This is a genomic window from Actinomadura bangladeshensis (genome assembly GCF_004348335.1).
In the GTDB taxonomy this organism is placed as follows: domain Bacteria; phylum Actinomycetota; class Actinomycetes; order Streptosporangiales; family Streptosporangiaceae; genus Spirillospora; species Spirillospora bangladeshensis.
Genome location: NZ_SMJW01000046.1, coordinates 13,403 through 39,573, shown reverse-complemented (window position 1 = coordinate 39,573; position 26,171 = coordinate 13,403). Strand labels below are relative to the sequence as shown.

Annotated in this window: 22 protein-coding genes; 15 read left to right on the top strand and 7 right to left on the bottom strand. The window is 74.5% G+C overall.

Features of this window, described 5'->3' with window-relative positions; genetic code table 11:
- Positions 1-14: 14 nt before the first annotated feature.
- The 3 genes from E1284_RS11970 (at position 15) to E1284_RS11960 (ending at position 4,373) form a co-directional block, all read left to right on the top strand.
- A complete protein-coding gene (locus tag E1284_RS11970; protein ID WP_131939116.1) occupies positions 15-3,023 on the top strand; it encodes an FAD-binding and (Fe-S)-binding domain-containing protein in 3,009 nt (1,002 codons plus the stop codon).
- Positions 3,024-3,087: 64 nt separating this feature from the next.
- Positions 3,088-3,567 (top strand): MarR family winged helix-turn-helix transcriptional regulator, encoded by a 480-nt coding sequence (locus tag E1284_RS11965; protein WP_131939115.1) that lies wholly within the window; start codon positions 3,088-3,090, stop codon positions 3,565-3,567.
- A gap of 83 nt (positions 3,568-3,650) precedes the next feature.
- Positions 3,651-4,373, top strand: a complete 723-nt coding sequence (locus E1284_RS11960) for a DUF4142 domain-containing protein (RefSeq protein WP_131939114.1) — start codon at positions 3,651-3,653, stop codon at positions 4,371-4,373.
- Positions 4,374-4,377: 4 nt separating this feature from the next.
- On the opposite strand, the gene E1284_RS11955 is transcribed toward E1284_RS11960, so the two are convergent.
- Positions 4,378-5,247, bottom strand: a complete 870-nt coding sequence (locus E1284_RS11955) for an NAD-dependent protein deacetylase (RefSeq protein WP_131939113.1) — start codon at positions 5,245-5,247, stop codon at positions 4,378-4,380.
- Between the two features lie 190 nt (positions 5,248-5,437).
- Here E1284_RS11955 and E1284_RS11950 point away from each other — a divergent pair, with 190 nt between their 5' ends.
- Positions 5,438-6,796, top strand: a complete 1,359-nt coding sequence (locus E1284_RS11950) for a beta-ketoacyl-[acyl-carrier-protein] synthase family protein (RefSeq protein WP_131939112.1) — start codon at positions 5,438-5,440, stop codon at positions 6,794-6,796.
- A gap of 6 nt (positions 6,797-6,802) precedes the next feature.
- On the opposite strand, the gene E1284_RS11945 is transcribed toward E1284_RS11950, so the two are convergent.
- Both E1284_RS11945 and pgfA read right to left on the bottom strand, forming a co-directional pair.
- A complete protein-coding gene (locus E1284_RS11945) occupies positions 6,803-7,165 on the bottom strand; it encodes a hypothetical protein (RefSeq protein WP_131939111.1) in 363 nt (120 codons plus the stop codon).
- Positions 7,166-7,229: 64 nt separating this feature from the next.
- Entirely contained in the window at positions 7,230-8,192 is a 963-nt protein-coding gene (gene pgfA / locus E1284_RS11940; protein ID WP_131939110.1) for a cell envelope lipid trafficking protein PgfA, read from the bottom strand.
- 167 nt (positions 8,193-8,359) lie between these two features.
- Between pgfA and nirB the strand changes: the two genes are divergently transcribed.
- From nirB to E1284_RS11915, 5 genes are all read left to right on the top strand, one after another.
- The gene (gene nirB, locus E1284_RS11935; protein ID WP_131939109.1) at positions 8,360-10,873 is read left to right on the top strand and encodes a nitrite reductase large subunit NirB; all 2,514 of its coding nucleotides are present in this window, start codon (positions 8,360-8,362) and stop codon (positions 10,871-10,873) included.
- The gene (locus E1284_RS11930; RefSeq protein WP_131939108.1) at positions 10,870-12,336 is read left to right on the top strand and encodes an FAD-dependent oxidoreductase; all 1,467 of its coding nucleotides are present in this window, start codon (positions 10,870-10,872) and stop codon (positions 12,334-12,336) included. The genes nirB and E1284_RS11930 overlap by 4 nt, the downstream gene beginning before the upstream one ends.
- A gap of 45 nt (positions 12,337-12,381) precedes the next feature.
- Positions 12,382-13,239, top strand: a complete 858-nt coding sequence (locus E1284_RS11925) for an amidohydrolase family protein (RefSeq protein WP_131939107.1) — start codon at positions 12,382-12,384, stop codon at positions 13,237-13,239.
- Positions 13,240-13,290: 51 nt separating this feature from the next.
- Positions 13,291-13,584, top strand: coding sequence for a DUF2470 domain-containing protein (locus E1284_RS11920; protein ID WP_131939106.1), 294 nt, complete (start codon positions 13,291-13,293; stop codon positions 13,582-13,584).
- A 141-nt stretch (positions 13,585-13,725) separates the two neighbouring features.
- The gene (locus tag E1284_RS11915) at positions 13,726-13,911 is read left to right on the top strand and encodes a hypothetical protein (RefSeq protein ID WP_131939105.1); all 186 of its coding nucleotides are present in this window, start codon (positions 13,726-13,728) and stop codon (positions 13,909-13,911) included.
- Here the strand turns inward: E1284_RS11915 and E1284_RS11910 are convergent, their stop codons facing one another.
- The 3 genes from E1284_RS11910 to E1284_RS11900 all read right to left on the bottom strand — a co-directional run bounded on the left by E1284_RS11910 (position 13,912) and on the right by E1284_RS11900 (position 17,274).
- Positions 13,912-15,330, bottom strand: a complete 1,419-nt coding sequence (locus E1284_RS11910; RefSeq protein ID WP_131939104.1) for an RNB domain-containing ribonuclease — start codon at positions 15,328-15,330, stop codon at positions 13,912-13,914.
- Positions 15,331-15,372: 42 nt separating this feature from the next.
- The gene (locus tag E1284_RS11905; protein WP_131939103.1) at positions 15,373-16,137 is read right to left on the bottom strand and encodes a Crp/Fnr family transcriptional regulator; all 765 of its coding nucleotides are present in this window, start codon (positions 16,135-16,137) and stop codon (positions 15,373-15,375) included.
- A 216-nt stretch (positions 16,138-16,353) separates the two neighbouring features.
- Positions 16,354-17,274, bottom strand: coding sequence for a 5'-3' exonuclease (locus tag E1284_RS11900; RefSeq protein WP_131939102.1), 921 nt, complete (start codon positions 17,272-17,274; stop codon positions 16,354-16,356).
- 99 nt (positions 17,275-17,373) lie between these two features.
- Between E1284_RS11900 and E1284_RS11895 the strand changes: the two genes are divergently transcribed.
- The 5 genes from E1284_RS11895 (at position 17,374) to E1284_RS11875 (ending at position 23,674) form a co-directional block, all read left to right on the top strand.
- On the top strand, positions 17,374-18,483 hold the full coding sequence (locus tag E1284_RS11895; protein WP_243714421.1) for a M24 family metallopeptidase: 1,110 nt from the start codon (positions 17,374-17,376) through the stop codon (positions 18,481-18,483).
- Positions 18,484-18,767: 284 nt separating this feature from the next.
- Entirely contained in the window at positions 18,768-19,997 is a 1,230-nt protein-coding gene (locus E1284_RS11890; protein WP_131939100.1) for an ABC transporter ATP-binding protein, read from the top strand.
- Complete coding sequence (locus E1284_RS11885; RefSeq protein ID WP_131939099.1) at positions 19,994-21,316, top strand: ABC transporter substrate-binding protein; 1,323 nt, start codon at positions 19,994-19,996, stop codon at positions 21,314-21,316. Before E1284_RS11890 ends, E1284_RS11885 begins: the two co-directional genes overlap by 4 nt.
- Before the next feature lie 37 nt (positions 21,317-21,353).
- The gene (locus tag E1284_RS11880; protein WP_131939098.1) at positions 21,354-22,742 is read left to right on the top strand and encodes a carbohydrate ABC transporter permease; all 1,389 of its coding nucleotides are present in this window, start codon (positions 21,354-21,356) and stop codon (positions 22,740-22,742) included.
- Positions 22,739-23,674 carry a carbohydrate ABC transporter permease gene (locus tag E1284_RS11875; RefSeq protein ID WP_131939097.1) on the top strand — a complete coding sequence of 312 codons (936 nt, stop codon included), beginning with the start codon at positions 22,739-22,741 and terminating at the stop codon, positions 23,672-23,674. The genes E1284_RS11880 and E1284_RS11875 overlap by 4 nt, the downstream gene beginning before the upstream one ends.
- Positions 23,675-23,750: 76 nt before the next feature.
- Here E1284_RS11875 and E1284_RS11870 read toward each other — a convergent pair whose 3' ends face one another.
- The gene (locus E1284_RS11870; protein WP_131939096.1) at positions 23,751-24,989 is read right to left on the bottom strand and encodes an ABC transporter ATP-binding protein; all 1,239 of its coding nucleotides are present in this window, start codon (positions 24,987-24,989) and stop codon (positions 23,751-23,753) included.
- Between the two features lie 146 nt (positions 24,990-25,135).
- On the opposite strand from E1284_RS11870, the gene E1284_RS11865 reads away from it, so the two are divergent.
- Complete coding sequence (locus E1284_RS11865; RefSeq protein ID WP_131939095.1) at positions 25,136-26,152, top strand: LacI family DNA-binding transcriptional regulator; 1,017 nt, start codon at positions 25,136-25,138, stop codon at positions 26,150-26,152.
- The last annotated feature ends 19 nt before the right edge of the window (positions 26,153-26,171 follow it).

Sequence of the window (26,171 nt, the reverse complement as noted above, 5' to 3'; positions counted from 1 at the left end):
ACGGGCGGGAGGCGCTGCGGCGCGCGCTCGCCGCGCGGGTGGACGGCGAGGTCCGGTTCGACCCCGGATCGCGCGCCGCGTACGCGCACGACTCGTCCAACTACCAGCAGCCCCCCATCGGGGTGGTGGTGCCGCGCGGCGTCGAGGCCGGCGCCGAGGCCGTCCGCGTCTGCGCCGAGCACGACGTCCCGGTCCTGTCGCGCGGCGGCGGGACGAGCCTCGCCGGGCAGTGCGTCAACACCGCCGTCGTGATCGACTGGTCGAAGTACTGCCGGAGCCTGGTCTCCCTGGACGCCGGCGCGCGCCGCGCCGTCGTGGAGCCCGGCGCGTGCCTGGACGACCTGAACGAGGAGCTGTCGGGGCACGGCCTCATGGTCGGGCCCAAACCGTCCACGCACGACACCTGCACGATCGGCGGGATGATCGGCAACAACTCCTGCGGCGCGTCCGCGCAGGCGTACGGGAAGATGGTCGACTCCGTCGTCCGGCTGGAGGTGCTCACCTACGACGGCGTGCGCATGTGGGTGGGGGAGACCTCCGACGAGGAGTACGAGCGGATCCTCGCCGGCGGCGGGCGCCGCGCGGAGATCTACCGGGCGCTGCGCGCGCTGCGCGACGACGGCATGGAGCCGATCCGCACCCGCTACCCCGACATCCCGCGCCGCGTGTCCGGCTACAACCTCGACTCGCTGCTGCCGGAGAAGAACTTCGACGTCGCCCGCGCCCTCGTCGGGTCGGAGTCCACGCTCGTCACCGTCCTGCACGCCGAGATCGAGCTCGTCCCCGTCCCGGCGTACCAGTCGCTCGCCGTCCTCGGCTACGACGACATCCCGGACGCGGGCGACGCCGTGCAGCGCATCCTGCCGTTCAAGCCGCTCGCCCTGGAGGGCATGGACGAGCGGCTGCTCGACCTCGCCAAGCAGCACCACCTCGCCGGGCCGCGCGTCGTCCAGGACATGCCGGACGGCGCCGGCTGGCTCATGATCCGGTTCGGCGGCGACAGCAAGGACGAGGCCGACGAGCGCGCCCGCGCGCTCATCGAGCACATGGAGAACGGCCCGAACCCGCCGCGGCACACCTTCGTCCGCGACCCGGACGAGGAGGAGCTGCTCTGGCAGGTCCGCGAGGCCGGGCTCGGCGCCACCGCCTACCCGCCGGGCCGCCCCGACACCCATGAGGGCTGGGAGGACGCCGCCGTCCCGCCCGAGCGGCTCGGCGACTACCTGCGCGACTTCCGCGCCCTCATCCGCGAGTTCGGCTACGGGCCGGTCTCCCTCTACGGGCACTTCGGGCAGGGCTGCGTGCACACCCGCATCCCGTTCGACCTGGAGGACGAGAGGGGCGCCGGGAACTACCGCCGGTTCATCGAGCGCGCCGCCCGCCTGGTCGCCGGCTACGGCGGGTCGCTGTCGGGCGAGCACGGCGACGGCCAGTCCCGCGCCGAGCTGCTGCCGATCATGTTCGGGGACGAGGTGATCCGGCTGTTCGAGCGGTTCAAGGCCGTCTTCGACCCGGGGAACCGGATGAACCCCGGCAAGATCGTCCACCCGTACCGGCTCGACGACAACCTCGACCACCTCGCCTACGACCCCGCCGAGCCGCGGACGCACTTCGCCTTCCCCGACGACCACCACCGGTTCACCCACGCCGCCGCCCGCTGCGTCGGCATCGGCAAGTGCCGCGCGTCCTCCGGCGGCGTCATGTGCCCGAGCTACCGGGCGACGGGGGAGGAGGAGCACTCCACCCGCGGCCGCGCCCGGATCCTGATGGAGATGATGCGGGGGATGCCCGGCGACGAGGGCCGGGGCGACGGGGTGCCGAACCCGTCGGTGCCGGGGCCCGGCGGCGCCGCCGTCATCACCGACGGGTGGCGGTCCAAGGACGTCCACGACGCCCTCGACCTGTGCCTGGCCTGCAAGGGCTGCCGCAGCGACTGCCCCGTCAACGTCGACATGGCCACCTACAAGGCCGAGTTCCTCGCCCACCACTACAAGGGCCGCGTCCGCCCGGCCGCGCACTACACGATGGGCTGGCTGCCGCTGTGGGCGCGGCTCGCCGCGTTCGCGCCCGGCGCGGCCAACACCGCCCTGCACCTGCCCGGCCTGAGCGGCGCCGCCAAGCGGATCGGCGGCATCGCCCCGCAGCGCGACATTCCGGAGTTCGCGCCCGAGCGGTTCACCGACTGGTTCAAGCGCCGCCCGGTGCCGGACGGGGCGGGGGACCGGCGGGTCGTGCTGTGGCCCGACACGTTCACCAACAACTTCCACCCCCACATCGGCAGGGCCGCCGTGCGCGTCCTGGAGGCGTCCGGGTACCGGGTCGAGGTCCCGCCCGCCGCGCTGTGCTGCGGGCTGACGTGGATCTCCACCGGGCAGCTCGGCGTCGCCGCCCGCGTGCTGCGCCGCACCGTCCGGGCACTCGCGCCCCGGCTGCGCGAGGGCGTCCCGGTCATCGGGCTGGAGCCGTCCTGCACCGCCGTGTTCCGCGCCGACGCGCCCGAGCTGATGGAGCGCGACGCCGCGGCCGACGACGTGAAGCGGCTCCGCGACCAGACCCGCACGCTGGCCGAGCTGCTCGACGAGCGCCAGGAGGAGGCCGGCGGCGCCTCGCCGCTCGCGGCGCACGACACCGTCGCCGGGCTCGACACCCCGAGGGTCCGCGCGATCGCGCAGCCGCACTGCCACCAGCACGCCATCATGGGGTTCGGCGCCGACGAGCGCGTCCTGTCCCGCGCCGGCGTGGACGTGGAGACGCTCGACGTCGGGTGCTGCGGACTCGCCGGCGACTTCGGGTTCGAACGCGGCCACTACGAGGTCTCCACCAAGATCGCCGAGCAGGGGGTGTGGCCCGCCGTCGAGGACGCCGAGCCCGGCACGGCCGTGCTCGCCGACGGCTTCTCCTGCCGCACGCAGATCGAGGCGGGGACCGCCGCCCGGCCCCGCCACCTCGCCGAACTGCTCGCCGACCTCCTGCCCGGCGGCGCGGACGGGCACCCGGACGGGCACCCGGGCGGGCGGCGGTGAGCGCGGGCCGCGGCGCCCCGGGCCGCGTTGGCGCACCCGGGGCCCGGCCCTGTAGAAAGTCGTCATGAGCGAGCACGGGGACGCGGGCGTCGACGAGGTCACCTCGGCGATGCTGACCGCGTCCCGGCTGCTCGTGGCGATCTCCGTGCGGTCGCTGGCGGCGGTCGAGGGCGCCGTCACGCTGCCGCAGTTCCGGCTGCTGGTCGTGCTGTCGTCGCAGGGGCCCTCCAAGCTCGTGACGCTCGCCGGGCTGCTGGAGGTCAACCCCTCCACCGCGATGCGGATGGTCGACCGGCTCGCCGCCGGCGGGCTCGTCAGCCGCGAGGCCAGCCCCGAGAGCGGCCGGGAGGTCCGGATCCAGGTGACCGCCGCCGGGCGGCGCATCGTCGACGACGTCACCGCCCGCCGCCGCGCCGAGATCGCCGGCGTCGTCTCCCGCATGCCCGCCGGGCAGCGGCAGGCCCTCGTCGCCGCCCTGCGCGCCTTCACCGAGGCGGGCGGCGAACCCCCGGCCAGCACCCTCGCCCAGCTCGGCTGGACCTGACCCCGCCCGCGTCGAACCGCGCCGCGGCGACGTCCGTACTGCGGACGTAACGCCCTTCACCCCGACCGAGAGGCGGTGCCCGGATGCCCCGGCCCAGACCGGCCGCCGTTCCCGCACTGGCCGCGTCCGCGCTGGCCGCCGCCCTGCTGCTGGGCGCCTGCCAGCCGGCCGGACGGCAGGCCACCGACGGCGCCGCGGTCGCGCCGTCGCCCGCCGACGAGGCGGCCGCCCAATCGACCGTCACCACCGACTGGGGCCCGCTCGGCCCCGCCGACCGCGACGTCATGGTGCGGCTCCGGCAGGCCGCGCTGTGGGAGATCCCCGTCGCCCGCCAGGCGCAGCGCCAGGCCGCCCGGGCCGCGACCCGCCGCGCGCTCACCGAGGTCGCCCGCCGGCACACCCGGCTCGACCTGCTGAACCGGCGGTTCGCCGGGCGGCTCGGCGTCGTGCTGCCCGCCGGGCCGAGCCCCGAGCAGCAGAGCTGGATGTCGGAGATCACCGGCAAGTCCGGCAACGACTACGACCGGACCGCCGTCGCGCGGATGCGGATGGCGGAGGGCCTGCTGCTCGCCGAGCTCGGCGCCGTCCGCGCCAGTACCCGCAACACGCTCGTGCGGCGGTTCGCCGAGCAGGCGCAGCCGCTCGTCACCGAGCAGCTGCGGCAGCTGGAGACCACCGGGTTCGTCACCGGGGACACGCTGCCCGACCCGCCCGCGGTCACCGGGCCGCCGCCGCCCGCGCCGCCCGGCGCGCGGGTCTCCCCGGCGCCCGCCGCGACGTCGCTGCTGTCCGGCGGGGGACGGTGACGGCCTACCGCCCCAGCTCGTCCACCAGCGCGGTGAGGGCCGGGCCGAGCGGCGCGTCCAGCGTCACCAGGGCGTGCTCGTCGCCGCGCGTCGCGCCCCGGTTCACGATCGCCACCGGGACGCCGTGCCGCGCCGCGTGCCGGACGAACCGGTACCCCGACAGCACCGTCAGCGACGACCCGAGCACCAGCAGCGCGCCCGCGCCCTCGGTGAGCGCGTAGCACTCGCGGACCCGGGCGGGCGGCACGTTCTCCCCGAAGAAGATCACGTCGGGCTTGAGCACGCCGCCGCACCGCTCGCAGCCCGCGACCCGGAACGCGTCGATCACCGCGTCGGGGATCACCGCGTCGCCGTCGGGGTTGATCGCGTCCGCGCGCGCCTCGAAGCCGGGGTTCGCGGCGCGCAGCCGCGCGTCCAGCCGCCCGCGCGGCGTCCGCTCCCCGCATCCCAGGCACACCACCCGGTCCAGCGCGCCGTGCAGCTCGATCACGCCGTCCGCGCCGGCGGCCTGCTGCAGCCCGTCGACGTTCTGCGTGATGATCCCCGCGAGCAGGCCGCGCCGCTGCAGCTCCGCCACCGCGCGGTGCCCCGCGTTCGGGCGCGCCGCCGCGATGTGCCGCCAGCCGAGGTGGCTGCGCGCCCAGTACCGGCGCCGCGCCGCCTCGCTCCCGGTGAACGCCTGGTAGGTCATCGGGTCCGCGCGCCGGCGGCGGCCCGTCTCCCCGCGGTAGTCCGGGATGCCGGACTCGGTGGACAGGCCGGCGCCGCTCAGCACCACCACGTCGCCGTCCGCGACGAGATCGGCCAGCAGGGGCAGCTCGCCCGCCCGCGCCGCGATCTCCGCCCCCGCCGTGCCCTCCGCTACCCGCGTCACCCCTCCATGGTGCACGACCGGCACCGGTGCCGGACGAAACGCCCGGTAGCGGTGTGGCGCGTGTCACCGCGGTGACAAAAACCGCCCGGAGAATGTGCACGGGCCGGCAAGTTCCGGCGATCTCCGCCGCGCTAACTTTCCGGAGCCCGCGCCTCCTCAGCGGGATCCCCCCATACCGCGAGGTGAGCGGATGACCGCTGAGCACCGTGCCCAGGAGCACCGTGCCCAGGAGCACCGGGCCCAGGAGCACCGGGCCCAGGAGCAGCGTGCCCGAGAGCAGCGTGCCCGAGATTTCCGGGCCGACGGGACGCCCCGCGTCGTGGTGACCGGGTTCGGCGTGAAGAGCCCGGCGGGCGGCACGCCCGCGGAGGTCTTCGCGACCGTCCTCGCCGGCAAGTCGCAGGCCGTGCACGTCCCCGAGCTGCTGGAGGCCGGGACCGCGGTGTCGTTCGGCTGCCCCGCCCAGCCGCTGGACGAGGACCGCTACTTCACCCGGCCCGAGCGGCGCCGCCTCGACCGGATGACCAAGCTCGGCGTCGCCGCGGCCGACGACGCGGTCGCCGACGCCGGGCCCGGCTACGGCGGCGGCCCCGACCGCCGCGGCGTCTACGTGGGGACGGCCGCCGCCGGCCTCGCCTCCACCGTCGCGCTCGGCGGCCACGAGCACGCCGGGACGCTGGACCGGGTGCCGGTCCCCGCCGTCCCGAGGATCATGCCGAACGCGACCGCCGCGAACGTGTCGATCCGGCACGGCTGCGAGGGCCCCTGCCTCACCTTCTCCACCGGCTGCGCCAGCGGCGCCACCGCGATCGGCGAGGCCGTCCTCGCCATCCGCGCCGGGCGGATCGACGCGGCCGTCGCCGGCGGCGTCGACGCGATCCTCACCCCGTTCGCGATGGCCGCGTTCGCCCGCATCGGCACGCTCGCCCGCCGCGATCCGACCCCGCACACCGCGGGCCGCCCGTTCGACGCCGACCGCGACGGGTTCGTGGTCGGCGAGGCCGCCGCGTTCCTCGCGCTGGAGCGCGCCGACCGCGCCGCCGCACGCGGCGCCCGCGTGTACGGGGAGGTCGCCGGCTACGGCTGCGCGGCCGACGCCGCGCACCTCGTCCGGCCCCGCCCGGACGGCGGGGTCGCCGCGCGCTGCATGGCCGCCGCGCTCGACGACGCCGGGCTCGACGCCGCCCGGATCGGGCACATCAGCGCGCACGCGACCGGTACCCGCGGCAACGACGGCGCCGAGGCGCTGGCGATCGGCCGCTGCTTCGGCGGCAGGACCCCGCCGGTCACCGCGACCAAGGGGGTCACCGGGCACGTCCTCGGCGCGGGCGGCGCGCTGCAGGCGATGGTCGCGCTGCTCGGCGCGGCGGACGGGCTCGTCCCGCCCACCGCGAACTTCACCGCCCCCGACGCCGACACCGCGCTGCTCGACGTCGTGCACGGCGAGGCGCGGACGATAGCGCCGGCCGCGCCCGCCCTGTCGAACTCGTTCGGGTTCGGCGGGCACGACGCGACGCTCGTCCTCGCCCCGCCCGGGCGCGGCGCCTGAGCGGGGTCAGCGGCCCGGGTTCTCCAGCTGGAAGAAGTTGCTCTGCGAGCCGTCCTTCCTGTGCTCCTGGTACAGGAAGTTCAGCTCGCGCTCGTCGAACGTGGCGAACCAGTCGTCCCAGGAGATGTGCTCCAGGTTCTCCCCGCCGTAGCCGGGGAAGTCGAACAGCAGCCGGCCCGGCCGGCCGCCGTAGTCGCTGCCCGGCACGGTGGACGGCTCGGCGCCGCGCTCGTCCGCCCACTGGCGGATCACCTCGTGGTCGGTGGTGACGAGGCTGCGGCCCTGCCGCTCCTCATGCTCGCCCGGCGAGGTGATCTCCTGCTCGTAGCGGTGCTCACCCTGTACGGGACGGTGCTGCGACTCGCCCATCGCGATTACCCCCTTTACGCGGACGGTTCTGACCTTTCGTCCGTCCTACCCGCCCGTCCGGGGGTTAACGGGCCGCGGGCGCCGGCCCGTCCGGGGCGTCGCCGCGCCGGCCGCCGTTCACGGTGAGCAGCGCCCCGGCCGCGATCAGCAGCAGCCCCGCGCCGCCGCACACCAGCGGCAGGACGGTCTTCAGGATCCGGATCTTCCCGGCTCCGTCGTCCGACCTCGCCCGCAGGGCGTGCCGCGACTCGGGGGTCATCCGCAGGGTGAAGTCGGCCACCACGAGCCGCCCCGGCCCCTGCCTGGGCCGCAGCTCCGACAGCACCCGCTGCCGCTGGTCGACCGGCGCGCCCGTCCGAGGGTCGACCCAGTACGTGCCCTCGGCCCGGTAGTAGCGGTCCACCGGCACGGCCGGGGCGTCCGCGCCGCGGCCGAGCAGCGCGCCCGGCACGGCGGGCAGCTCCCCGGCGACCCTGGTCTCCGGGATGCGCACGACGAAGCGGTAGGTGAGCGTCCCGTCGACCCGCTCCGCACCGTCGAACACCGCCGGCCAGGTGCGCAGGGTCGCGGTGTCGAACAGCTCCAGCCCCTCCTTGCGGGGCTGGACCGGCCAGAACAGGCCCACCCCCGACTGGCGGACGGCGGTGTCGCCGCCGATCGCCGCGCCGCAGCAGTTGCGCAGCCGACCGGTGCGGCGGTCGAACGCGTACCGCTGCTTCTGCAGCTCGATCGTCGTCCCGCGCCCCACGTCCTGGACGACGGTCGTGGAGTCCCACACGGCGACGCGGGCGCGGGAAGAGCCGGGGTCGCCGCGGACGGTGTTGGTCGCCACCACCGTCGCGCCCGTGCGCGGCGCCGCCGCCGCGGCGTCGAAGTAGGCCGCGTTCTCGGCCCGCAGCCGGGTGACCTGGTAGACGTCCGCCGGCGCGCCGATCAGCATGGGCGCCACATAGAAGCGGACGAGGACGCCCGCGGCCAGCAGGAACGCGCCGAGCCCGATGAGGGACGCACCGATGATCCGTCGCATGGCGGCCTCCGGCCCGCGGCCGAGGCCGCGGACTACGCCTGGTCTTCCATCCCCTGGAGTGTCCCCCAGCGCCGTCCTGAAGGAAATGGCGGCGGTGAGGTCCAGTTAACGCGCGGGTGACGCGGGTGATCCATCCGGGAAATACGGACCGCCGAGCATCGGGGTTCATGGGAGCCGACAGCAGACCGGACAAGCGGCTGGTCGTGGCCGGGCACGGACCGGCCGCGCACCGCCTCGTGGAGGCCCTGCGCGAGCGCGACGCCGCCGGGGCCTGGAGCGTCACCGTGATCGGGGAGGAGTCCCGCGCCGCCTACGACCGGGTGGCGCTGACGACGCACCTGGAGGGCGCCGACCTCGCCTACCCGGAGCACGGCGGCGAGGTCGCCGTCCGCCTCGGCGAGCGCGTCACGGGCATCGACCGCGGCGCCCGCACCGTCACCACCTCGGCCGGGAGCCGCGTCCCCTACGACGCGCTCGTCCTGGCCACCGGGTCGGCGCCGTTCGTGCCGCCGGTGAAGGGCGCGGACCTGCCCGGCGTGTTCGTGTACCGGACGATCGACGACCTGGACGCGATCCGCGAGTACGCGGACGGCAGGGCCACCGGCGCGGTCGTCGGAGGCGGACTGCTCGGCCTGGAGGCGGCCCGCGCCCTGCAGGGCCTCGGGCTGCGCAGCGGTGTCGTGGAGGTCGCGCCGTGGCTGATGCCGCGCCAGCTCGACGAGGGCGGCGGCGCGATGCTGCGCCGCCACATCGAGGGCCTCGGCCTGAGCGTGCGCACGGGCGTCCCCATCCGCGCCCTGGAGGCCGGGGGCGACGGGGCCGTCCGGCGCGTCCTGCTCGACGACGGCACGGCGCTCGACGCGGAGGTCGTGGTGTTCTCCGCGGGCATCCGGCCGCGCGACGAGCTGGCCCGCGGCTGCGGCCTGCCGGTGGGGGAGCGCGGCGGCGTCGCGGTGGATCCGACCTGCCGCACCGAGGACCCCGCCATCTGGGCGATCGGCGAGTGCGCCCTCGTGGGCGGCCCGGACGGCGGCACCGTGTACGGGCTGGTCGGGCCGTGCTTCTCCATGGCCGAGGTCGTCGCCGACCGGCTCCTGTCGGACGCGAGCACCGCCGTGTTCGAGGGCGCCGACATGTCCACGAAGCTCAAGCTGATGGGCGTGGACGTCGCCAGCTTCGGCGACCCGTTCGCGGGCCCGGAGCAGGGCGCCCTCGGCGTCACCTACACCGACCCCGTCGCCGGCGTCTACAAGAAGCTCGTCGTCAGCGACGACGCGCGGACCCTCCTCGGCGGCGTCCTCGTCGGCGACGCCGAGTCCTACGGCACGCTGCGCGCCCTCGTCGGCGGGAGCCTGCCGGGCGCGCCCGAGCAGATGCTGTTCGGCGGGACCGAGACCGCCGGCGGCGACCTGCCCGGCGCGGCCGTCATCTGCTCCTGCAACAACGTCACCGCCGAGGGCATCCGCCGCGCGATCTCCGAGCACGCCCTCACCGACGTCCCCGGCGTCAAGGCCTGCACCCGCGCCGGAACGAGCTGCGGCAGCTGCGTCCCCCTGGTCAAGCGCATCCTGGACGCCGAGCTGACCGCCGCCGGAATCGAGGTCAGCCGGGCGATCTGCGAGCACTTCGACTACAGCCGCGCCGAGCTGTTCGACATCGTCCGCGCCGGGGAGGTCACCAGCTTCACCCGGCTCGTCGAGGAGCACGGGACGGGCCGCGGCTGCGACATCTGCAAGCCCGCCGTCGCCTCCATCCTGGCCAGCCTCGGCAACGGCCACATCCTGGAGGGCGAGCAGGCCGCCCTGCAGGACACCAACGACCACTTCCTCGCCAACCTGCAGAAGAACGGCACCTACTCGGTGGTCCCGCGCGTCCCCGGCGGCGAGATCACCCCCGACAAGCTCATCGTGATCGGCGAGGTCGCCCGCGACTTCGGCCTCTACACCAAGATCACCGGCGGGCAGCGGATCGACCTGTTCGGCGCCCGCGTCGAGCAGCTCCCGGAGATCTGGCGGCGGCTCGTCGACGCCGGGTTCGAGTCCGGGCACGCCTACGGCAAGGCGCTGCGGACGGTGAAGTCGTGCGTCGGGTCGACCTGGTGCCGCTACGGCGTGCAGGACTCGGCGGCCATGGCGATCCGCCTGGAGCTGCGGTACCGGGGGCTGCGCGCCCCGCACAAGCTGAAGTCGGCCGTGTCCGGCTGCGCCCGCGAGTGCGCCGAGGCGCAGAGCAAGGACTTCGGCGTCATCGCCACCGAGAACGGCTGGAACCTCTACCTCGCCGGGAACGGCGGCATGCGGCCCCGGCACGCCGACCTGTTCGCCACCGACCTCGCCGACGACGAGCTGATCCGCTGCATCGACCGGTTCCTGATGTTCTACATCCGCACCGCCGACCGGCTGCAGCGCACCGCGAGCTGGCTGGAGTCCCTCGACGGCGGCCTGGACTACCTCCGCGAGGTCATCGTGGACGACCGGCTCGGCATCTGCGCCGACCTCGACGCCGCCATGGAGCGGCACGTCGCGTCCTATTCCGACGAGTGGCGCGACACCCTCGACGACCCCGAGCGGCTCCGCCGGTTCGTCTCCTTCGTCAACGCCCCGCGCACCCCCGACCCGAGCATCGGGTTCGCGGTCGAGCGCGACCAGATCAAGCCGCTCCCGCTGGAGGTGAGGAGATGAGCCGCGGAACCGGGATCGTGGTCGTCGGGAACGGCATGGCCGGGTCCCGGTTCGTCAGCGAGCTGCGCGCCCGCGACACCGCGACCCCCGTCACCGTGTTCGGTGCGGAGACCCAGCGGCCCTACAACCGGGTGCTGCTGTCGAACGTCCTGGCCGGGGTGACGCGGCCCGACCACATCAGCCTCGTGGACGCCGCCTGGTACGCCTCCCACGGCGTGGACGCGCGCCTCGGCGTCGAGGTCACCCGCGTCGACCGGGCCGCGAGGACCGTGCACGCCTCCGACGGGACGGTGACGCCGTACGCGACGCTCGTCCTCGCGACGGGCAGCACCGCGTTCATCCCGCCGATGCCGGGCCTGCGCGACGGCCTGCCCGAGGGCGCCCTGGTGTTCCGCACCCTGGACGACTGCCGCCGCATCACCGAGCTGGCCGCGTCGGCGCGCCGCGCGGTGGTCGTCGGCGGCGGCCTCCTCGGCATCGAGGCGGCGCGCGGGCTGGCGGGCCGCGGCCTGGACGTGACCGTCCTGCACCTGGCCGGGCACCTCATGGAGCGCCAGCTCGACCCCGCCGCCGGGAGGGTGCTGGCCCGCACCCTCGCCGCGCTCGGCATCGGGACGCGCCTGCAGGCCGACGTCACCGCCCTGCGCACCGAGGGCGGCGCCGTCACCGGCGTCGAACTGGCCCGGCCCGGGGGCGGGACGGAGGTCGTCGGCGCCGACCTCGTCATCCTGTCCTGCGGCGTGCGCCCCGAGGTGGCGCTGGCGCGGGACGCGGGCCTCGCGATCGGCCGCGCCGTGATCGTGGACGACGAGCTGCGGTCGGTCACCGACCCGTCCGTCCGCGCCATCGGCGAGTGCTCCGAGCACCGCGACGAGGTGTACGGGCTGGTCGCGCCCGCCTGGGAGCAGGCCGGCGTGCTCGCCGGGCTGCTCGCCGGCACCGATCCCGCCGCCCGCTTCACCGGCGCCCGGCAGATCACCCGGCTGAAGGCCGCCGGGATCGAGCTGGCCTCGATGGGGGAGACGCACTTCGGCGACGACGACGAGGACGTGGAGGTCGTCCGGTTCACCGACGCCGCGCGCGGCACCTACAAGAAGGCGGTGATCCGGGAGGGGCGGCTGATCGGCGCGATCCTGCTCGGCGAGACCTCCGCCGCCGGGACGCTCACCCGGCTCTACGACCACGCCGCGCCGCTGCCCGCCGAGCGCCTCGGCCTGCTCTTCCCTGGCATGGGCCGGGCGGCCGAGGCCGAGTCGCCGGTCCGGATGCCGGACGCCGCCACCGTCTGCCAGTGCAACAACGTCAGCAAGGGGGAGATCCGCGCCTGCTGGCAGGCCGGCGCCCGCACCGCCGCCGGCGTCGCCCGCGAGACCCGCGCCGGCACCGGCTGCGGCGGCTGCCGCGACACCGTCGAGGGCATCCTGGCCTGGCTGGACGGCCAGGACTCCGCCGACGTCGCGTGAACCCCGCCTCCCGGCGCGGCCGGGAACGGTGGGTAGGCTCCGCCCATGCTCGACGGACGGCCGCTGATCGACGCGCACGTGCACACCGCCCGGCTGCCGACCCTGCCCCCGGCATGGCGGCAGTGGGCCGAGGAGTTCGGCGCGTCCCACCCCTGGCAGGACCTCTACGACGCAGACGGGGCCCTCGTCCCGGAGCGGGTCGACGCCTACTTCGACGGCGAGGGCGTCGACATCGCGCTGCTGCTGTGCGAGTACAGCCCGAGGACGACCGGCGTCCAGCCCATCGAGGACCTGCAGCCGCTCCTCAAGCACAACCCGCGCCGCTTCAAGCCGATCGCCAACGTCAACCCGCACCTGCACTACCCGATCGGCGCCGAGGTCGCGCGGCAGCTGGAGTTCGGCGCCGCCGCCCTGAAACTGCACCCCGTGCACGGCGGGTTCAGCGTCGCAGACCCCGAGCTGTACCCGGCCTACCAGGTGTGCCGCGACGCGGGCGTGCCCGTCGTCGTGCACTGCGGCACGAGCTCGTTCCCCGGCTCGGCGAACCGGTACGCCGACCCCACGCCCATCGACGACGTCCTGCGGCTGTTCCCCGGCCTGACGTTCGTCCTCGCGCACGGCGGGCGCGGCTGGTGGTACGACGCCGCCGCGTTCCTCGCGCTGTCGCGAGAGGAGGTGTGGATCGAGCTGTCGGGGCTGCCGCCGCGCCGGCTCCCCGAGTACTACGCCCGGTACGACCTGCGCCGCCTCGCCCGCAAGTTCGTCTTCGGCACCGACTGGCCCGGCGTCCCCGGCGTCGCCCGCAACGCCCGCGCCATCGCCGGTCTCGGGCTGGACGAGGAGACGCTCTCCCTCGTCCTCGGCGGCAACGCCCTCCGCGTCTACAAGGGCCTGGCCCTCTGACGCTGGTCCCGGCCCGTTTCACCCTTGTACCTGCAGGAAAGGAGTGTTCTCATGGCCGACTCCGGTCCGTTCACCGAGGACGTCGTGCGGCAGATCATGCGGCACATGAACGACGACCACGCCGACGACTGCCTCACCATCTGCCGGGCGCTCGGCGGCCGGCCCGGTGCGACCGCCGCCCGGATGACCGGCCTGGACGCCGCCGGGATCGAGTTCGCCGTCGCCGACGGCGGCGTGGAGCACGCCGTCCGGATCCCCTTCGGCGAGCGGCTCACCGAGCGGCCGCAGGTGCGCCGCGAGGTCGTCCGGATGACCGAGGAGGCGCGCGCCGCGCTCAGCGGCTGACCGGCCGGCGCCCGAACCTCCTCCGGGCCGGGTTTCGGACGGGCCGTAAAGGGGGCCGCGGTTTGCCGTGCGGCGACGCGGAGATCCGGTAGGCAGCCGAGGGGCCCGCCGCGGGCCCCCGACCCCCACCGGAGGCCCGACATGCTCGCGATCGTCGCCGCGATCGTCTTCGCCCTTGCCCTGCTCTTCGACCTGGCCGACGTGTCCTCGGACGCCATCAACAACGGGACGCTGACCGTCCTCGGCCTGCTGCTGATCTCGCTGCACTTCGCCGGCGTCGGCACCGGCACCAACTGGCGGCCCCGCCGCTACAGCCGCCGCCGCTGATCACGCGGTGCGGGAGAAGCGGACCCGGCGCCGCGCCGGGTCCGCCTCCTCCAGCCGCACCCTGACCTGCTCGCCGAGCGGCAGGTCCGCGCCCTCGCAGCGGCCGAACACCGGCGGCGCCACCAGCTGGACGCGCCCGCCGGTCCGGTCGCCGTTCACGTCCACCACCACCGCGTCGAAGACGTCCCCGACGTGCTCGCGCAGCAGCAGCGCCTCGACCAGGTCGACGCAGGCGTGGTCGACGTCCGCGGCGCGGCGCAGCGCGCGCTGCATCACCTCCGGCAGCCCCGGCAGCGCCTCGCGCGCCCACCCCGGCACCGGGCGGCCCGCCGCCAGGGCCAGGCACACCTCGGTGGCGTACCGGTCCGCCAGCCGCCGGATCGGCGCGGTCACGTGCGCGTACGGGGCGGCGACGGCGGCGTGCCGCGGCTGCTCCGGCCGCGCCCCGTCGAACGCCGTGTAGCCGGCCCCGCGCATCAGCCCCGCCGCGTCGTGCAGGAACGCGGCGTGCCGGGGCAGGGCCGGGTCGAGCGCGCGGACGATGTCGCCGTAGGAGGCGTCCGCCGGCCAGGCGACGCCGAGCGCGCGGGCCGCGAGCCGCAGCCGCGCCTCCGCCGCGGCGGGCGCGGGCGGCATCGTGCGCAGCAGCCCGACCCCGCCGTCCAGCATCAGCCGCGCCGCCGCCCGCCCGGTCAGCAGCGAGATCTGCGCGTTCCACGCCTCGGTCGCGAGGTCGCCGCGCAGCTTCAGCGCCCAGCCGCCGTTCGCGTGCACGACCTCCTGCTCGGGCAGCGGCAGGCTGACCCCGCCGCGCGCCGCCTCCGCCGCGATGAGCCGCTCCCCGATCTCGCCGAGCAGCGCGATCCGCGGATCGGCGCCGTCGTGGCGCGCGGTGGCGTAGTCGAGGCGGGCGCGGCTGCGGACGAGGGCGCGCCGCACGTCCACGCCGGTGATCCGCCCGGCGTCGTCGACGTCGATCGTCCACGCGACGGCCGGGCGGTCGCGGCCCGGCAGCAGGCTCGCGGTCCCCTCCGACAGCGGGCGCGGGTGCAGCGGGGAGCTGGCGTCCGGCAGGTAGAGGGTGACGCCGCGGGCGCGGGCCTCGGCGTCGAGCGCGCCGCCGGGCCGCACGAACCCGGCCACGTCCGCGATCGCGTACCGGACCCGGTGCCCGGCCCCGCGCCGCTCCAGGTGCATCGCCTGGTCCAGGTCCCTCGACCCCGGCGGGTCGAGGGTGAAGAACGCGACGCCGCGCAGGTCGGCCCGGCCGTCGCCGAGCACCGGGGGCATCGCGGCCTCGGCGAGGACGGCGGGCGGGAACGGGCCGGGCACCGAGTACTCGGCGCGGATCCGGTCGAGCCCCGCCCGGACCTCGGCGTCGGCCTCGGCGGTACGCAGTCGCAGCGGTCGGCGCGGCACAGAACCGAGCGTACGGGACGAACCCCCCGAAAAGATCGGAATCTACATTGTAAAGGCGCCGGGCGGTCCGGCGCCGCCCTCCCGGTCGCCCGGGGTCCGCGCGAAGGCCCGCAGCCCCGCCGGGTCCAGCACGGTCAGCCGGCGCCGGCCGGTGCGGACCAGCCCCTCGTCCCGCAGCACCGCTAGGGCCCGCGCGACCGTCTCGCGGGAGGCGTCCATCCAGCTGCCGAGCTCCTCCTGCGACAGCGGCGGCCCGATGGGGACCTCGCCGCCGGGGCCCGCCGCGACGTGCCGGGCCGACATGTCCGCGAGCCCCGCGAGCAGGATCGCCAGCCGCCGCGCGCCCTGCGCCGACACGTGCGCGCGCAGCCGCCGGTCCGCGTCGTCCAGGCGCCGCACGAACGTGCCGCTGACCAGCATCCACACCCGCGGATGCGCGTCCAGGAAGGCGGTGAAGCGGGCGGCCGGCACCAGCAGCGCCCGGAGTTCGTCGAGCGCCTGCACGGTCGCCGACCGCTCCCGCCGGCCGAGCACCGCGCTCTCGCACACCAGGTCGCCCGGGCCCCGCACGGCCAGCACCACCGAGTGACCGTCCGCGCTGGAGGCGACGACCTTCGCCCAGCCGGACTCGATGACGATGATGTGGTCGGAGTCGTCGCCCTGGTAGCACAGCGGCGCCCGCGGCCGGTAGGTCCGCGCCCGTCCCGCGTCGCGCAGGGCCGTGCGCTCCGGGCCGTCCAGCGCGTGCCAGAACCCCTCGCCGGGACCCGCGGCGAGGCCGCCGCGGGTCGTGGTCCGCTCGCTCACCGCACGTCCGTTCCGGTCCGGGACCGTGTGAACCGGCACCCGCGGCGCATGGGGGGAGTGGGGCGGTGAGGCCCAGTGCCGCGGGTACCGGTCGTCTGCACGCGTCTCTGCACGCCTCCAGGGGAACCCGTCACCGCCTCGGATGCTGCCCGCCGGGGAACGCCCTGTCTGCGTCTTATGACACTTTTGGCGAAATTTGCAGTGAAATCGCGATGCTCACCGCGCGAGGGCGTTCAGGAGGCGGTTGACGGGGCTGCCGAGGTTCCAGGTGTCGGCCAGTTCGACGAGGGCCGCGGCGTCGCGCGGCTGCGCGGGCAGCCGGTCGTCCAGCCCCGCGAGCTCCGGCGCGTCGATGTCGGTGACCACCCGCACCACCGTCTCGGCGGCGGCCAGGTACTCGCGCGCCGCCTCCATCCGGCGGCGGGCGCCCGCCGGGAAGCCCTCGTCGGTGCCCGCCTCCAGCGCCGCGAGGATGCCCTCGACCGACCCGAACCGGGTGACGAGCGCGGCGGCCGTCTTGTCGCCGACGCCGGGCACCCCGGGCAGGCCGTCGCTCGGGTCGCCGCGCAGCGTCGCGTAGTCGCCGTAGCCGCGGCCCGGGATGCCGTACTTGGCCGCGACCTCCTTCTCGCCCATGATCTGCAGGTTCCGGATGCCGCGCGCGGTGTAGAGGACGGCGACCGGGCCGCGGTCGTCGACGAGCTGGAACAGGTCGCGGTCGCCGGTCACGATGTCGACCGGCCCGGCGGCGGCGCCGCGCACCGCGAGCGTCCCGATCACGTCGTCGGCCTCGTAGCCGGGGACGCCGGCGCGGGCCAGCCCGACCGCGTCCAGCACGGCGTCGATCACCGGGAGCTGCGCCTCCAGCGCGTCCGGGGTCTGGTCGCCGCCGTCCTCGGCCACCCGGTGCGCCTTGTAGGACGGCAGCGCCGCCACCCGGAACGCGGGCCGCCAGTCGGCGTCCATGCAGCAGACCAGGCGGTCCGGCGAACGGTCGGCGACGAGCCGCGCGATCATGTCGATGAGACCGCGCACGGCGTTCACCGGCGTCCCGTCGGGGGCCGTCACCGACTCGGGCACCCCGTAGAAGGCGCGGAAGTACAGCGACGGCGTGTCCAGCAGCATCAACCCGCTCATGGGGGGACATGCTGCCACGCGGGTCCGACGCCGCGCGGCACCGCCGCTCCTGGGATCCTGGTACCGGCCATCGGACAGGACTCGAGAATGGAGACGGGTGTGACAACGGAGTTGTATCCGCCGGAGCGCATCGGGCGGGTGCGGGAGGCGGCGGCCGGGGCGGGCCTCGGCGCGGTGCTGCTGACGCCCGGCCCGGACCTGCGCTACGTCACCGGCTACGACGCGCTGCAGCTGGAGCGGCTCACCTGCCTGGCGGTCCCCGCCGAGGGGGAGCCGTTCCTGGTCGTCCCGCGGCTGGAGCTGCCCGCCGCGCGGGAGTCCCCGGCCGGGGCGCTCGGCATCGAGCTGGTGCCCTGGGACGAGACCGAGGACCCGTTCGCGCTCACCGCCGCCCGGCTCCCGTCCGGCATCGCCAGGGTCGGCGTCGCCGACCGGATGTGGGCGGCCATGGCGCTGCGGTTCCGCGCCGCGCTGCCCGGCGCCGAGCAGGTCGCGGCCGGATCGGTGCTGCGCGAGCTGCGGATGCGCAAGTCCGCCGCCGAGGTCGCGGCGCTGCGCGAGGCGGGCGCGGCGATCGACCGCGTGCACCGCCTCGTGCCGGGGCTCCTCAAGGCCGGCCGCACCGAGCGGGAGGTCGGCCGCGACATCGCCGACGCGATCATCGCCGAGGGCCACGCCCGCGTCGACTTCGTCATCGTCGGGTCCGGCCCGAACGGCGCGAACCCGCACGCCGAGCTGTCGGACCGCGTCATCTCGCCGGGCGAGCCCGTCGTGGTCGACATCGGCGGGACGATGCCGAGCGGCTACTGCTCGGACTCCACCCGCAACTACTGCGTGGGGGAGGCGCCCGCCGAGTACCGCGCCTACTACGCGGTGCTGGAGGAGGCGCAGCGCGCGTCCTGCGAGGCCGTGCGGCCGGGCGCCACGCCCGAGGCGGTGGACGCCGCCGGCCGCGACGTCATCGCCGCGGCCGGGTACGGCGAGCACTTCTTCCACCGCACCGGGCACGGCATCGGGCTGGAGTCGCACGAGGACCCCTACATCGTCGCCGGCAACCGCGAGCCGCTGGAGGCGGGGATGGCGTTCTCCATCGAGCCGGGGATCTACCCCGGCCCGCACGGCGCCCGCATCGAGGACATCGTCGTGTGCACCGAGGACGGCTACGAGCCCATGAACGTCACCGAGCGCGGCCTGGTGACCGTGGACTGACCCGCCGGCGGGGAACGGCGGGCGTGAGGGTGCGGACGGATTTTCGTCCGCACCCTCACGTTATTTCGGACAGGGCATAACAGGGGCGGAAACGGCTCGGTAACGATCTCTGCACCAAATGTGTCAGCGGGCACTGCGCTATTGCGGTCGGGGTAGTCCGCCATGTACCACCTAGATGCATTGTTACGCGGGGGTAAACCGGTTCCTTCCGCACGGCGGTGATCCGCCGTGCCGGGACGAGCCCGCGCCCTCCCCGAGCCGTGCCGTGCAGAAGAGGAGACGCCGTGGCAGAGGTCGACCTGACCAGCGTCGGGAAGGTCTATCCCGACGGCACGCGGGCCGTGACCGATCTGAACCTCCACATCGCCGACGGCGAGTTCCTCGTCCTCGTCGGCCCCTCCGGCTGCGGGAAGACGACCGCGCTGCGGATGGTCGCCGGCCTGGAGGACATCTCCGAGGGCGAGGTCACCATCGGAGGCCGGGTCGTCAACCGGGTCCCGGCCCGCGACCGCGACGTCGCGATGGTGTTCCAGAGCTACGCCCTCTACCCGCACCTGTCGGTGCGCGACAACATCGGCTTCGGGCTGTCGCTGCGCAAGATGCCGAAGGCCGAGATCCGGGAGAAGGTCGACCGCGCCGCGGAGATCCTCGGCCTCACCGACCACCTGTCCCGCAAGCCCCGCAACCTGTCGGGCGGGCAGCGGCAGCGCGTCGCGATGGGCCGCGCGATCGTCCGGGAGCCGCAGGCCTTCCTGATGGACGAGCCGCTGTCCAACCTCGACGCCAAGCTCCGCGTCCAGATGCGCGCCGAGATCGCCCGCATCCAGCGCGACCTCGGCGTCACCACGATCTACGTCACCCACGACCAGACCGAGGCGATGACGCTCGGCGACCGGGTCGCGGTGATGAAGAAGGGCGAACTGCAGCAGGTCGCGCCGCCGCAGGAGCTCTACGACCGGCCGGCCAACCTGTTCGTCGCCGGATTCATCGGCTCACCGGCCATGAACCTGATCCAGGGCACGCTGTCCGGGGACGCGGCGAACCCGCGCCTGGAGATCGGCGGCCAGACCTTGGCGCTGCCGGCCGCGGTGCTGACCGAGCGCCCGGCCCTGGCGTCCCGCCTCGGGAGCGACGTCGTCGTCGGCATCCGCCCCGAGGACATGGAGGACTCCGAGCTCGTGGAGGCGCCCGAGGGGTCCGGGCTGGACTCCACCGCCGACCTCGTGGAGGCCATGGGCTCGGACGTGCTGGTCCATTTCGCGATCGAGGCGTCCCAGGTCGTCACCGAGGACACCAAGGAACTCGCCCGCGACGCGGGGACCGACGTGCTGGGGCACCTGGAGAGCCCCCGCACGGACCTGGTCGCGCGGTTCAGCCCGCGCACCCGCGTGAAGGTGGGCGACCCGGTGACGATCCGCGTCGACACCGGCCGCCTGCACTTCTTCGATATCGAGTCCGGCGCGGCGATCTGGGGATCGGACGCCGCCGGTCCGCTCAGGGAGGATGAAGAATGAGGGTCAGCAGGCTGATGGGAGCCGCCGTCGCGGCGGGATTGCTCCTGTCCTCGGCCGCCGCGTGCGGCGGCGACGACGACGGCGGGAGCGACGGCTCCACCCCGGCCGGCGGGGGAGCGCTGAAGGGCACCACGATCGAGGTCGCGGCCAAGTGGACGGGCCAGGAGGAGACCAACTTCCGCAAGGTGCTGCAGGCGTTCGAGCAGAAGACCGGGGCGAAGGTCAACTACGCCTCCACCGGTGAGAACACCGACGCCTACCTCGGCCCCCGCATCGAGGCCGGCAACCCGCCGGACGTGGCGATCCTGCCGCAGCCCGGCCTCATGCAGCAGTACGCCGCCAAGGGGTCGCTGAAGCCGCTCGCCGACGACGTCGTCGCCGAGGTCGGCACGAACTACTCGCCGTACTGGAAGGAGCTCGGCTCCGCCGACGGCAAGGCCTACGGCGTGATCGCCAAGGCCGCCTACAAGTCGATCCTGTGGTACCGGCCGCAGGCGTTCGACGAGGCCGGCGTGCAGCCGCCCGCGGCCTGGGCCGACCTGGTCAAGACCGCCGGCACGCTGCAGGACGCGGGCACCACCCCGTTCACCCTCGCCGCCGGCCCGCAGGACTCCTGGACGCTGACCGACTGGTTCGAGAACGTCTACCTGTCGCAGGCGGGCCCGGAGAACTACGACAAGCTCGCCAAGCACGAGATCAAGTGGACCGACCCGACCGTCGGCAAGGCGCTGGAGACCCTCGCCGAGGTCTGGGGCAAGCCCGACTTCCTGAACGGCGGCGTCGCCACCGCGACCAAGACCAAGTTCGACGAGTCGGTCACCCAGGTCTTCGGCCAGCAGAAGGCCGCCATGGTCTACGGCGGCGACTTCGCCGCCGCGAACATCTCCACCACCAAGTCCAAGGTCGGCACGGACGCCAAGGTGTTCGCGTTCCCGAAGGCCGGCGACACCGCCCCGGCGATCCTCGGCGGCGACGTCGCGGTCGCGATGAAGGACGGCAAGGGCGCGCAGGAGCTGATGAAGTTCCTCGCCTCCCCGGAGGCCGGCAAGGTCTGGGCCGGGCTCGGCGGCTACCTGACGCCGAACAAGAACGTCCCGCCGGACGCCTACTCCGACCCGATCGCCAAGCAGCTCATCACCCAGCTGCAGCAGTCGGGCGACGCCGCCCGCTACGACATGTCCGACCTGGCGCCCGCCGCGTTCGGCGCGACGCCCGGCAAGGGCGAGTGGGAGGCGCTGCGCCAGTTCGTGATGAAGCCGACCGACGTCAAGGGCACGCAGGCCAAGCTGGAGGCCGAGGCCGCCCGTGCCTACAAGTAGGGCGTACGAGTAGGGCCGACAAGTAGGGAATCCCTGGATGAAGGCTCGGAATGAGGAGGTGCCGCCGGCCGCGACGGCCGGCGGCGCCGCCGCCGTCGACGTGCCGGCCGCGCGGCGGCCCGGCGCCCGCCGCGGACGCGAGCGGCTGACCCCGCCGTCCTGGCTGGCCATGACGTTCCTGCTGCCGGCGCTGCTGCTGCTCGGCTTCCTGGTCGTTTACCCGATCGTCTACTCGGTGATCCGCAGTTTCTTCGACGCCTCGGGCGACGGGTTCGTCGGCGTCGACAACTACACCGGGATCTTCAAGGGGCACAACAACCTCGTCGCGGTGCGCAACACCGCCATCTGGGTCGTGGTGGCCCCGACCGTGACCACCATCGTGGGCCTGGTGTTCGCCGTCCTCACCGAGCGGATCCGGTGGTCGACGGCGTTCAAGCTCGTCGTGTTCATGCCGATGGCGATCTCGTTCCTCGCCTCCGGCGTGATCTTCCGGCTGGTGTACCAGATGGACCCCGACAAGGGCGTCGCGAACGCGGCCATGGTCGCGATCCACGACACCTTCGCGCAGGGCACCACCTACCCGGGCGCCGGGCCCCGCAGCGGCGGCGACCCCCTCGTCCGCGAGGACGCCGGCGCCGTCGTCAGCGCCAAGCCCTACCAGGCCGGGCAGAGCGCGCTCGTCCCGCTGCTGAAGGTCAAGCAGGAGTACCTGCCCAAGGACGCGAAGCCGGCCGCGCAGCCGCCGGCGGCCCGGCCCGGCCAGCTGACCGGGACGGTCTGGTTCGACTTCACCCGGGGCGGCGGCGGGCAGCAGAACGCGCCCAACGCCGGCGAGGTGGGGCTGCCCGGCATCAAGGTCGAGGCCGTCAAGGACGGCAAGGTGGTCGCCAAGGCCACCACGGAGGCCGACGGCACCTTCACGATGGCGAAGGTCCCGGACGGCACGTACACGATCCGGCTGCCCAAGGACAACTTCACCGCCGCCTACCGCGGCGCGGAATGGCTCGGGAGCACACTGATCACGCCCGCCATCATCGGGTCGTACCTGTGGGTGTGGTCCGGGTTCGCGATGGTGCTGATCGCCGCCGGGCTCGCCGCGATCCCGCGGGACGCGCTGGAGGCGGCCCGGGTGGACGGCGCCACCGAATGGCAGGTGTTCCGGCGGGTGACGATCCCGCTGCTCGCGCCCGTCCTGATGGTGGTGCTGGTGACGCTGGTCATCAACGTCATGAAGGTGTTCGACCTCGTCTACATCATCGGCGGCGGCGATCCGAACGCCAACGTGCTGGCCCTGCAGATGTGGACGGTGTCGTTCGGCGGCGGCAACGACCAGGGCGCCGGCAGCGCCATCGCGGTGCTGCTGTTCGTGCTGGTGCTGCCCGCCATGCTGTTCAACATCCGGCGACTGCGGCAGGAGCGCAAATGAGCACCGCGGACAGGACGGGGCAGGCGCCGCCGGCCGAGGGCGGCAACGGCGCGGCGGGCGCGCCGCGCCGGGGCCTGGCCGCGCGGATCGCCGGCAGGGCCGGCGGCGGTGCCGCGCAGGCGCTGCTGGTGCTGGTCGCGCTGTTCTGGCTCGTGCCGACCCTCGGGCTGCTGGTGGCGTCGCTGCGCTCCAACGAGGACAACAACGCCGGCGGCTGGTGGAAGGTGTTCACCAAGCCGACCCAGCTGACCGTGGAGTCCTACAGCTCGCTGCTGGACAAGGGCGACTTCGTCGCCTCGTTCTGGAACACCGTGCTGATCACCGTCCCGGCGACCGTGCTGGTGGTGGTGATCGCGTCGCTGGCCGCCTACGCGTTCGCGTGGATGGAGTTCCCCGGCCGCGACTGGCTGTTCATCGTGGTGGTGGCGCTGCTGGTGGTGCCGGTCCAGGTCGCGCTGATCCCGGTCGCCAAGCTGTACGGGGCCATCGAGTTCGGCGGGTTCCAGATGTTCGGGTCGGTCACCGGCGTGGTGCTGTTCCACGTCGCGTTCGGGCTGCCGTTCGCGATCTTCCTGCTCCGCAACTTCTTCGCGGCGATCCCCCGGGACCTGCTGGAGGCGGCGCGGATGGACGGCGGCTCGGAGTGGACGATCTTCCGCCGGGTGATCTTCCCGCTGGGCGGCCCGGCGATCGCCTCGCTCGGCATCTTCCAGTTCCTGTGGGTGTGGAACGACCTGCTGGTCGCGCTGGTGTTCGCCGACACCGAGTCGCAGCCGATGACCAAGTGGCTGCAGTCCCAGATGCGGCAGTTCACCGGCAACATCGACATCCTCGCGCCGGGCGCGTTCCTGTCGCTGATCGTCCCGCTGATCGTGTTCTTCGCGTTCCAGCGCTACTTCGTGCAGGGCGTCCTCGCGGGATCGGTGAAGTAGCCGCTCGCGGCGGACCCGCAGGTACGGCGAAGCCCCCCGGCCCGCTCGGGCCGGGGGGCTTCGCCGGGTCCGGGTGCTACTTGAGCAGGCCCGCGGCGCCGTGCCGGGCCGCGGCGTCCGGGTGGCCGATGGCCAGGCCGCTGGAGGGGTCGAAGAAGTGCAGCCGGCGGGTGTCGACGGCGAGCTGCACGTTCTGGCCCGGGCGGACGTGCGAGCGGGAGTTGACCCGGGCCGTCCACAGCGCCTTGTTGTCCACCAGCGGGATCGCCATGTCGCCGTCGCCCTCGGCGTCCTCGGCGAGGTCGGCGGTGTCCTTGTGCTCGACCGGCGGGGCGTCGATCGTGAAGATCACGTTGATCTCGCTGCCCAGTTCCTCGGTGACGCTGCTGCGGACCGCCATCGGCGCCCAGTCGGGGTTGGCGTGCGCGCCGTCCTCGAAGTCCGAGGGGCGGATGCCGAGGATGACCTTGCGGCCGAGGTAGTCCTGCAGGCCGGGCCGGTCGCCGAGCGTCGAGGCCGGCACCGGCAGCGTGTACCCGGCGAAGGAGACCTGCGCGCCGCCGTCGCCGGACGTCAGGTCGGCGAGGACGAAGTTCATCGCCGGCGAGCCGATGAACCCGGCGACGAACAGGTTGACGGGGTTGTCGAACAGCCGCTGCGGGGTGTCGACCTGCTGCAGCACGCCGTCGCGCAGCACGCACACCCGCGACCCGAGCGTCATGGCCTCGACCTGGTCGTGGGTGACGTACACGGTGGTGACGCCGAGCCGCTCGTGCAGCTGGCTGAGCGAGGCGCGCATGGACACGCGGAGCTTGGCGTCGAGGTTGGACAGCGGCTCGTCCATCAGGAAGGCCTGCGGCTCCCGGACGATCGCGCGGCCCATCGCGACGCGCTGCCGCTGCCCGCCCGACAGCGCGGCGGGCTTGCGGGACAGGTACTGCTCCAGGCCGAGCATCTTGGCGGCCTCGCGGACCTTGGCCTTGATCTCCGCCTTCGGCGTGCCGCGCAGCTTCAGGCCGAACGCGAGGTTCTGCTCGACCGTCATGTGCGGGTAGAGGGCGTAGTTCTGGAAGACCATCGCGATGTCGCGGTCCTTGGGCGCCAGGTCGTTGACGACCTGGTCGCCGATGGAGATCTTCCCGCCGCTGATCTCCTCCAGCCCGGCGATCATCCGCAGCGCGGTGGACTTGCCGCAGCCGGACGGGCCGACCAGGACCATGAACTCGCCGTCCCGGATCTCCAGGTCGAGCCCGTCCACGGCCTTGACGCCACCGCTGTACACCTTGTCGACCCGGTCCAACACGATCTTGGCCATCGGTACCCCTTCATGGAAACGTTTCCATTACCCCCTGCCGAGCAGGGGTTTCTCAGCACTGTGTGGAGTAAACATCATGGAATCGTTTCCATGGGAGCGCTCCGCCGGATAAGATCAACGAAATCGGGCGAAAGGGGAGGTCGCGGGTGGAACGGCGGGCGGCGACGATCAAGGACGTGGCCGGCGCTGCGGGCGTCGGCATCGCCACCGTGTCCCGGGTGTTCTCCGGCGGCTCGGTGAGCGCGGCCACCCGCGAGCGCGTGCTGGCCGCCGCCCGCGAGCTGGACTACCGCCCGAGCGCCCTCGGCCGCGGCCTCAAGCTGCGCCGCAGCGGCGGCATCGGGCTGATCGTCCCGGACGTCACCGACCCGTTCCGCGCCGAGCTGGTCGCGGGCGTGCTGGCCTGCGCCCGCAGCCTCGGCGAGCACGTCATCGTCGACGCCGCGCACGGCGACCCGTCCCGCGAGGCCGAGATCGTGGAGCGGCTCGTCGAGCAGCGGGTGGACGGCGTCATCGCCGTGCCCGCCGGGGACGCGGCCGACTGGCGGGCCGCCGCCCGGGTGTGCTCCAGCGTCGTGTTCGCCGACCGGGTGCTGCCCGGCCTGCCGGACGTCCCGGCCGTGCTCGCCGACGACGCGGGCGGCGTGCGCGCCCTCACCGAGTACCTCGCCGGGCTCGGGCACCGGCGCATCGCCTTCCTCGGCGGCGCCCCCGGCGCCCCCGCCGGGGTGCGCGAGCGCGCGTTCCGCGCCGCCCTCGCCCAGCTCGGCATCCCCCTGGAGGAGGACCTGGTCGTCGCCGCCCGCCCGTCCCGCGACGCCGCCTACGCCGCCGCGGCCGGGCTGCTGCAGCGCCGCTCCGACGTCACCGCGGTCCTCGCCGCCGGCCACCTGCTCGGGGAGGCGGCCGTGCTGGTCGCCCGCGAGCTGGACCTGCGCGTCCCCGCGGACGTGTCGATCGCGATGATGGACGACGTGGCGTGGGCGGAGCTGTGCGACCCGCCGCTGACCGCCGTCGCCCGCTCCGGCCACGACATCGGCTACCGCGCCTGCGAGCTGCTGCTGCGCGAGCCCGCCCGGCGGGGCCGCGGCGGGCCGGTGCTGCTGCCGACCGAGCTGGTCGTCCGGGGCAGCTGCGGCCCGCTGCGCCCGCCCCGTCGCTGACCCGTGCCGGTCGCCGAAA

What these genes read in the sequence shown, in the direction of transcription:
- E1284_RS11965 (WP_131939115.1), top strand. Translation starts at nt 3,088, where the DNA reads ATGAGCGAGCACGGGGACGCGGGCGTCGACGAGGTCACCTCGGCGATG.
- E1284_RS11960 (WP_131939114.1), top strand. Translation starts at nt 3,651, where the DNA reads ATGCCCCGGCCCAGACCGGCCGCCGTTCCCGCACTGGCCGCGTCCGCG.
- E1284_RS11950 (WP_131939112.1), top strand. Translation starts at nt 5,438, where the DNA reads ATGACCGCTGAGCACCGTGCCCAGGAGCACCGTGCCCAGGAGCACCGG.
- E1284_RS11945 (WP_131939111.1), bottom strand. Translation starts at nt 7,165, where the DNA reads ATGGGCGAGTCGCAGCACCGTCCCGTACAGGGTGAGCACCGCTACGAG.
- pgfA (WP_131939110.1), bottom strand. Translation starts at nt 8,192, where the DNA reads ATGCGACGGATCATCGGTGCGTCCCTCATCGGGCTCGGCGCGTTCCTG.
- nirB (WP_131939109.1), top strand. Translation starts at nt 8,360, where the DNA reads ATGGGAGCCGACAGCAGACCGGACAAGCGGCTGGTCGTGGCCGGGCAC.
- E1284_RS11930 (WP_131939108.1), top strand. Translation starts at nt 10,870, where the DNA reads ATGAGCCGCGGAACCGGGATCGTGGTCGTCGGGAACGGCATGGCCGGG.
- E1284_RS11925 (WP_131939107.1), top strand. Translation starts at nt 12,382, where the DNA reads ATGCTCGACGGACGGCCGCTGATCGACGCGCACGTGCACACCGCCCGG.
- E1284_RS11920 (WP_131939106.1), top strand. Translation starts at nt 13,291, where the DNA reads ATGGCCGACTCCGGTCCGTTCACCGAGGACGTCGTGCGGCAGATCATG.
- E1284_RS11915 (WP_131939105.1), top strand. Translation starts at nt 13,726, where the DNA reads ATGCTCGCGATCGTCGCCGCGATCGTCTTCGCCCTTGCCCTGCTCTTC.
- E1284_RS11900 (WP_131939102.1), bottom strand. Translation starts at nt 17,274, where the DNA reads ATGAGCGGGTTGATGCTGCTGGACACGCCGTCGCTGTACTTCCGCGCC.
- E1284_RS11885 (WP_131939099.1), top strand. Translation starts at nt 19,994, where the DNA reads ATGAGGGTCAGCAGGCTGATGGGAGCCGCCGTCGCGGCGGGATTGCTC.
- E1284_RS11880 (WP_131939098.1), top strand. Translation starts at nt 21,354, where the DNA reads ATGAAGGCTCGGAATGAGGAGGTGCCGCCGGCCGCGACGGCCGGCGGC.
- E1284_RS11875 (WP_131939097.1), top strand. Translation starts at nt 22,739, where the DNA reads ATGAGCACCGCGGACAGGACGGGGCAGGCGCCGCCGGCCGAGGGCGGC.
- E1284_RS11870 (WP_131939096.1), bottom strand. Translation starts at nt 24,989, where the DNA reads ATGGCCAAGATCGTGTTGGACCGGGTCGACAAGGTGTACAGCGGTGGC.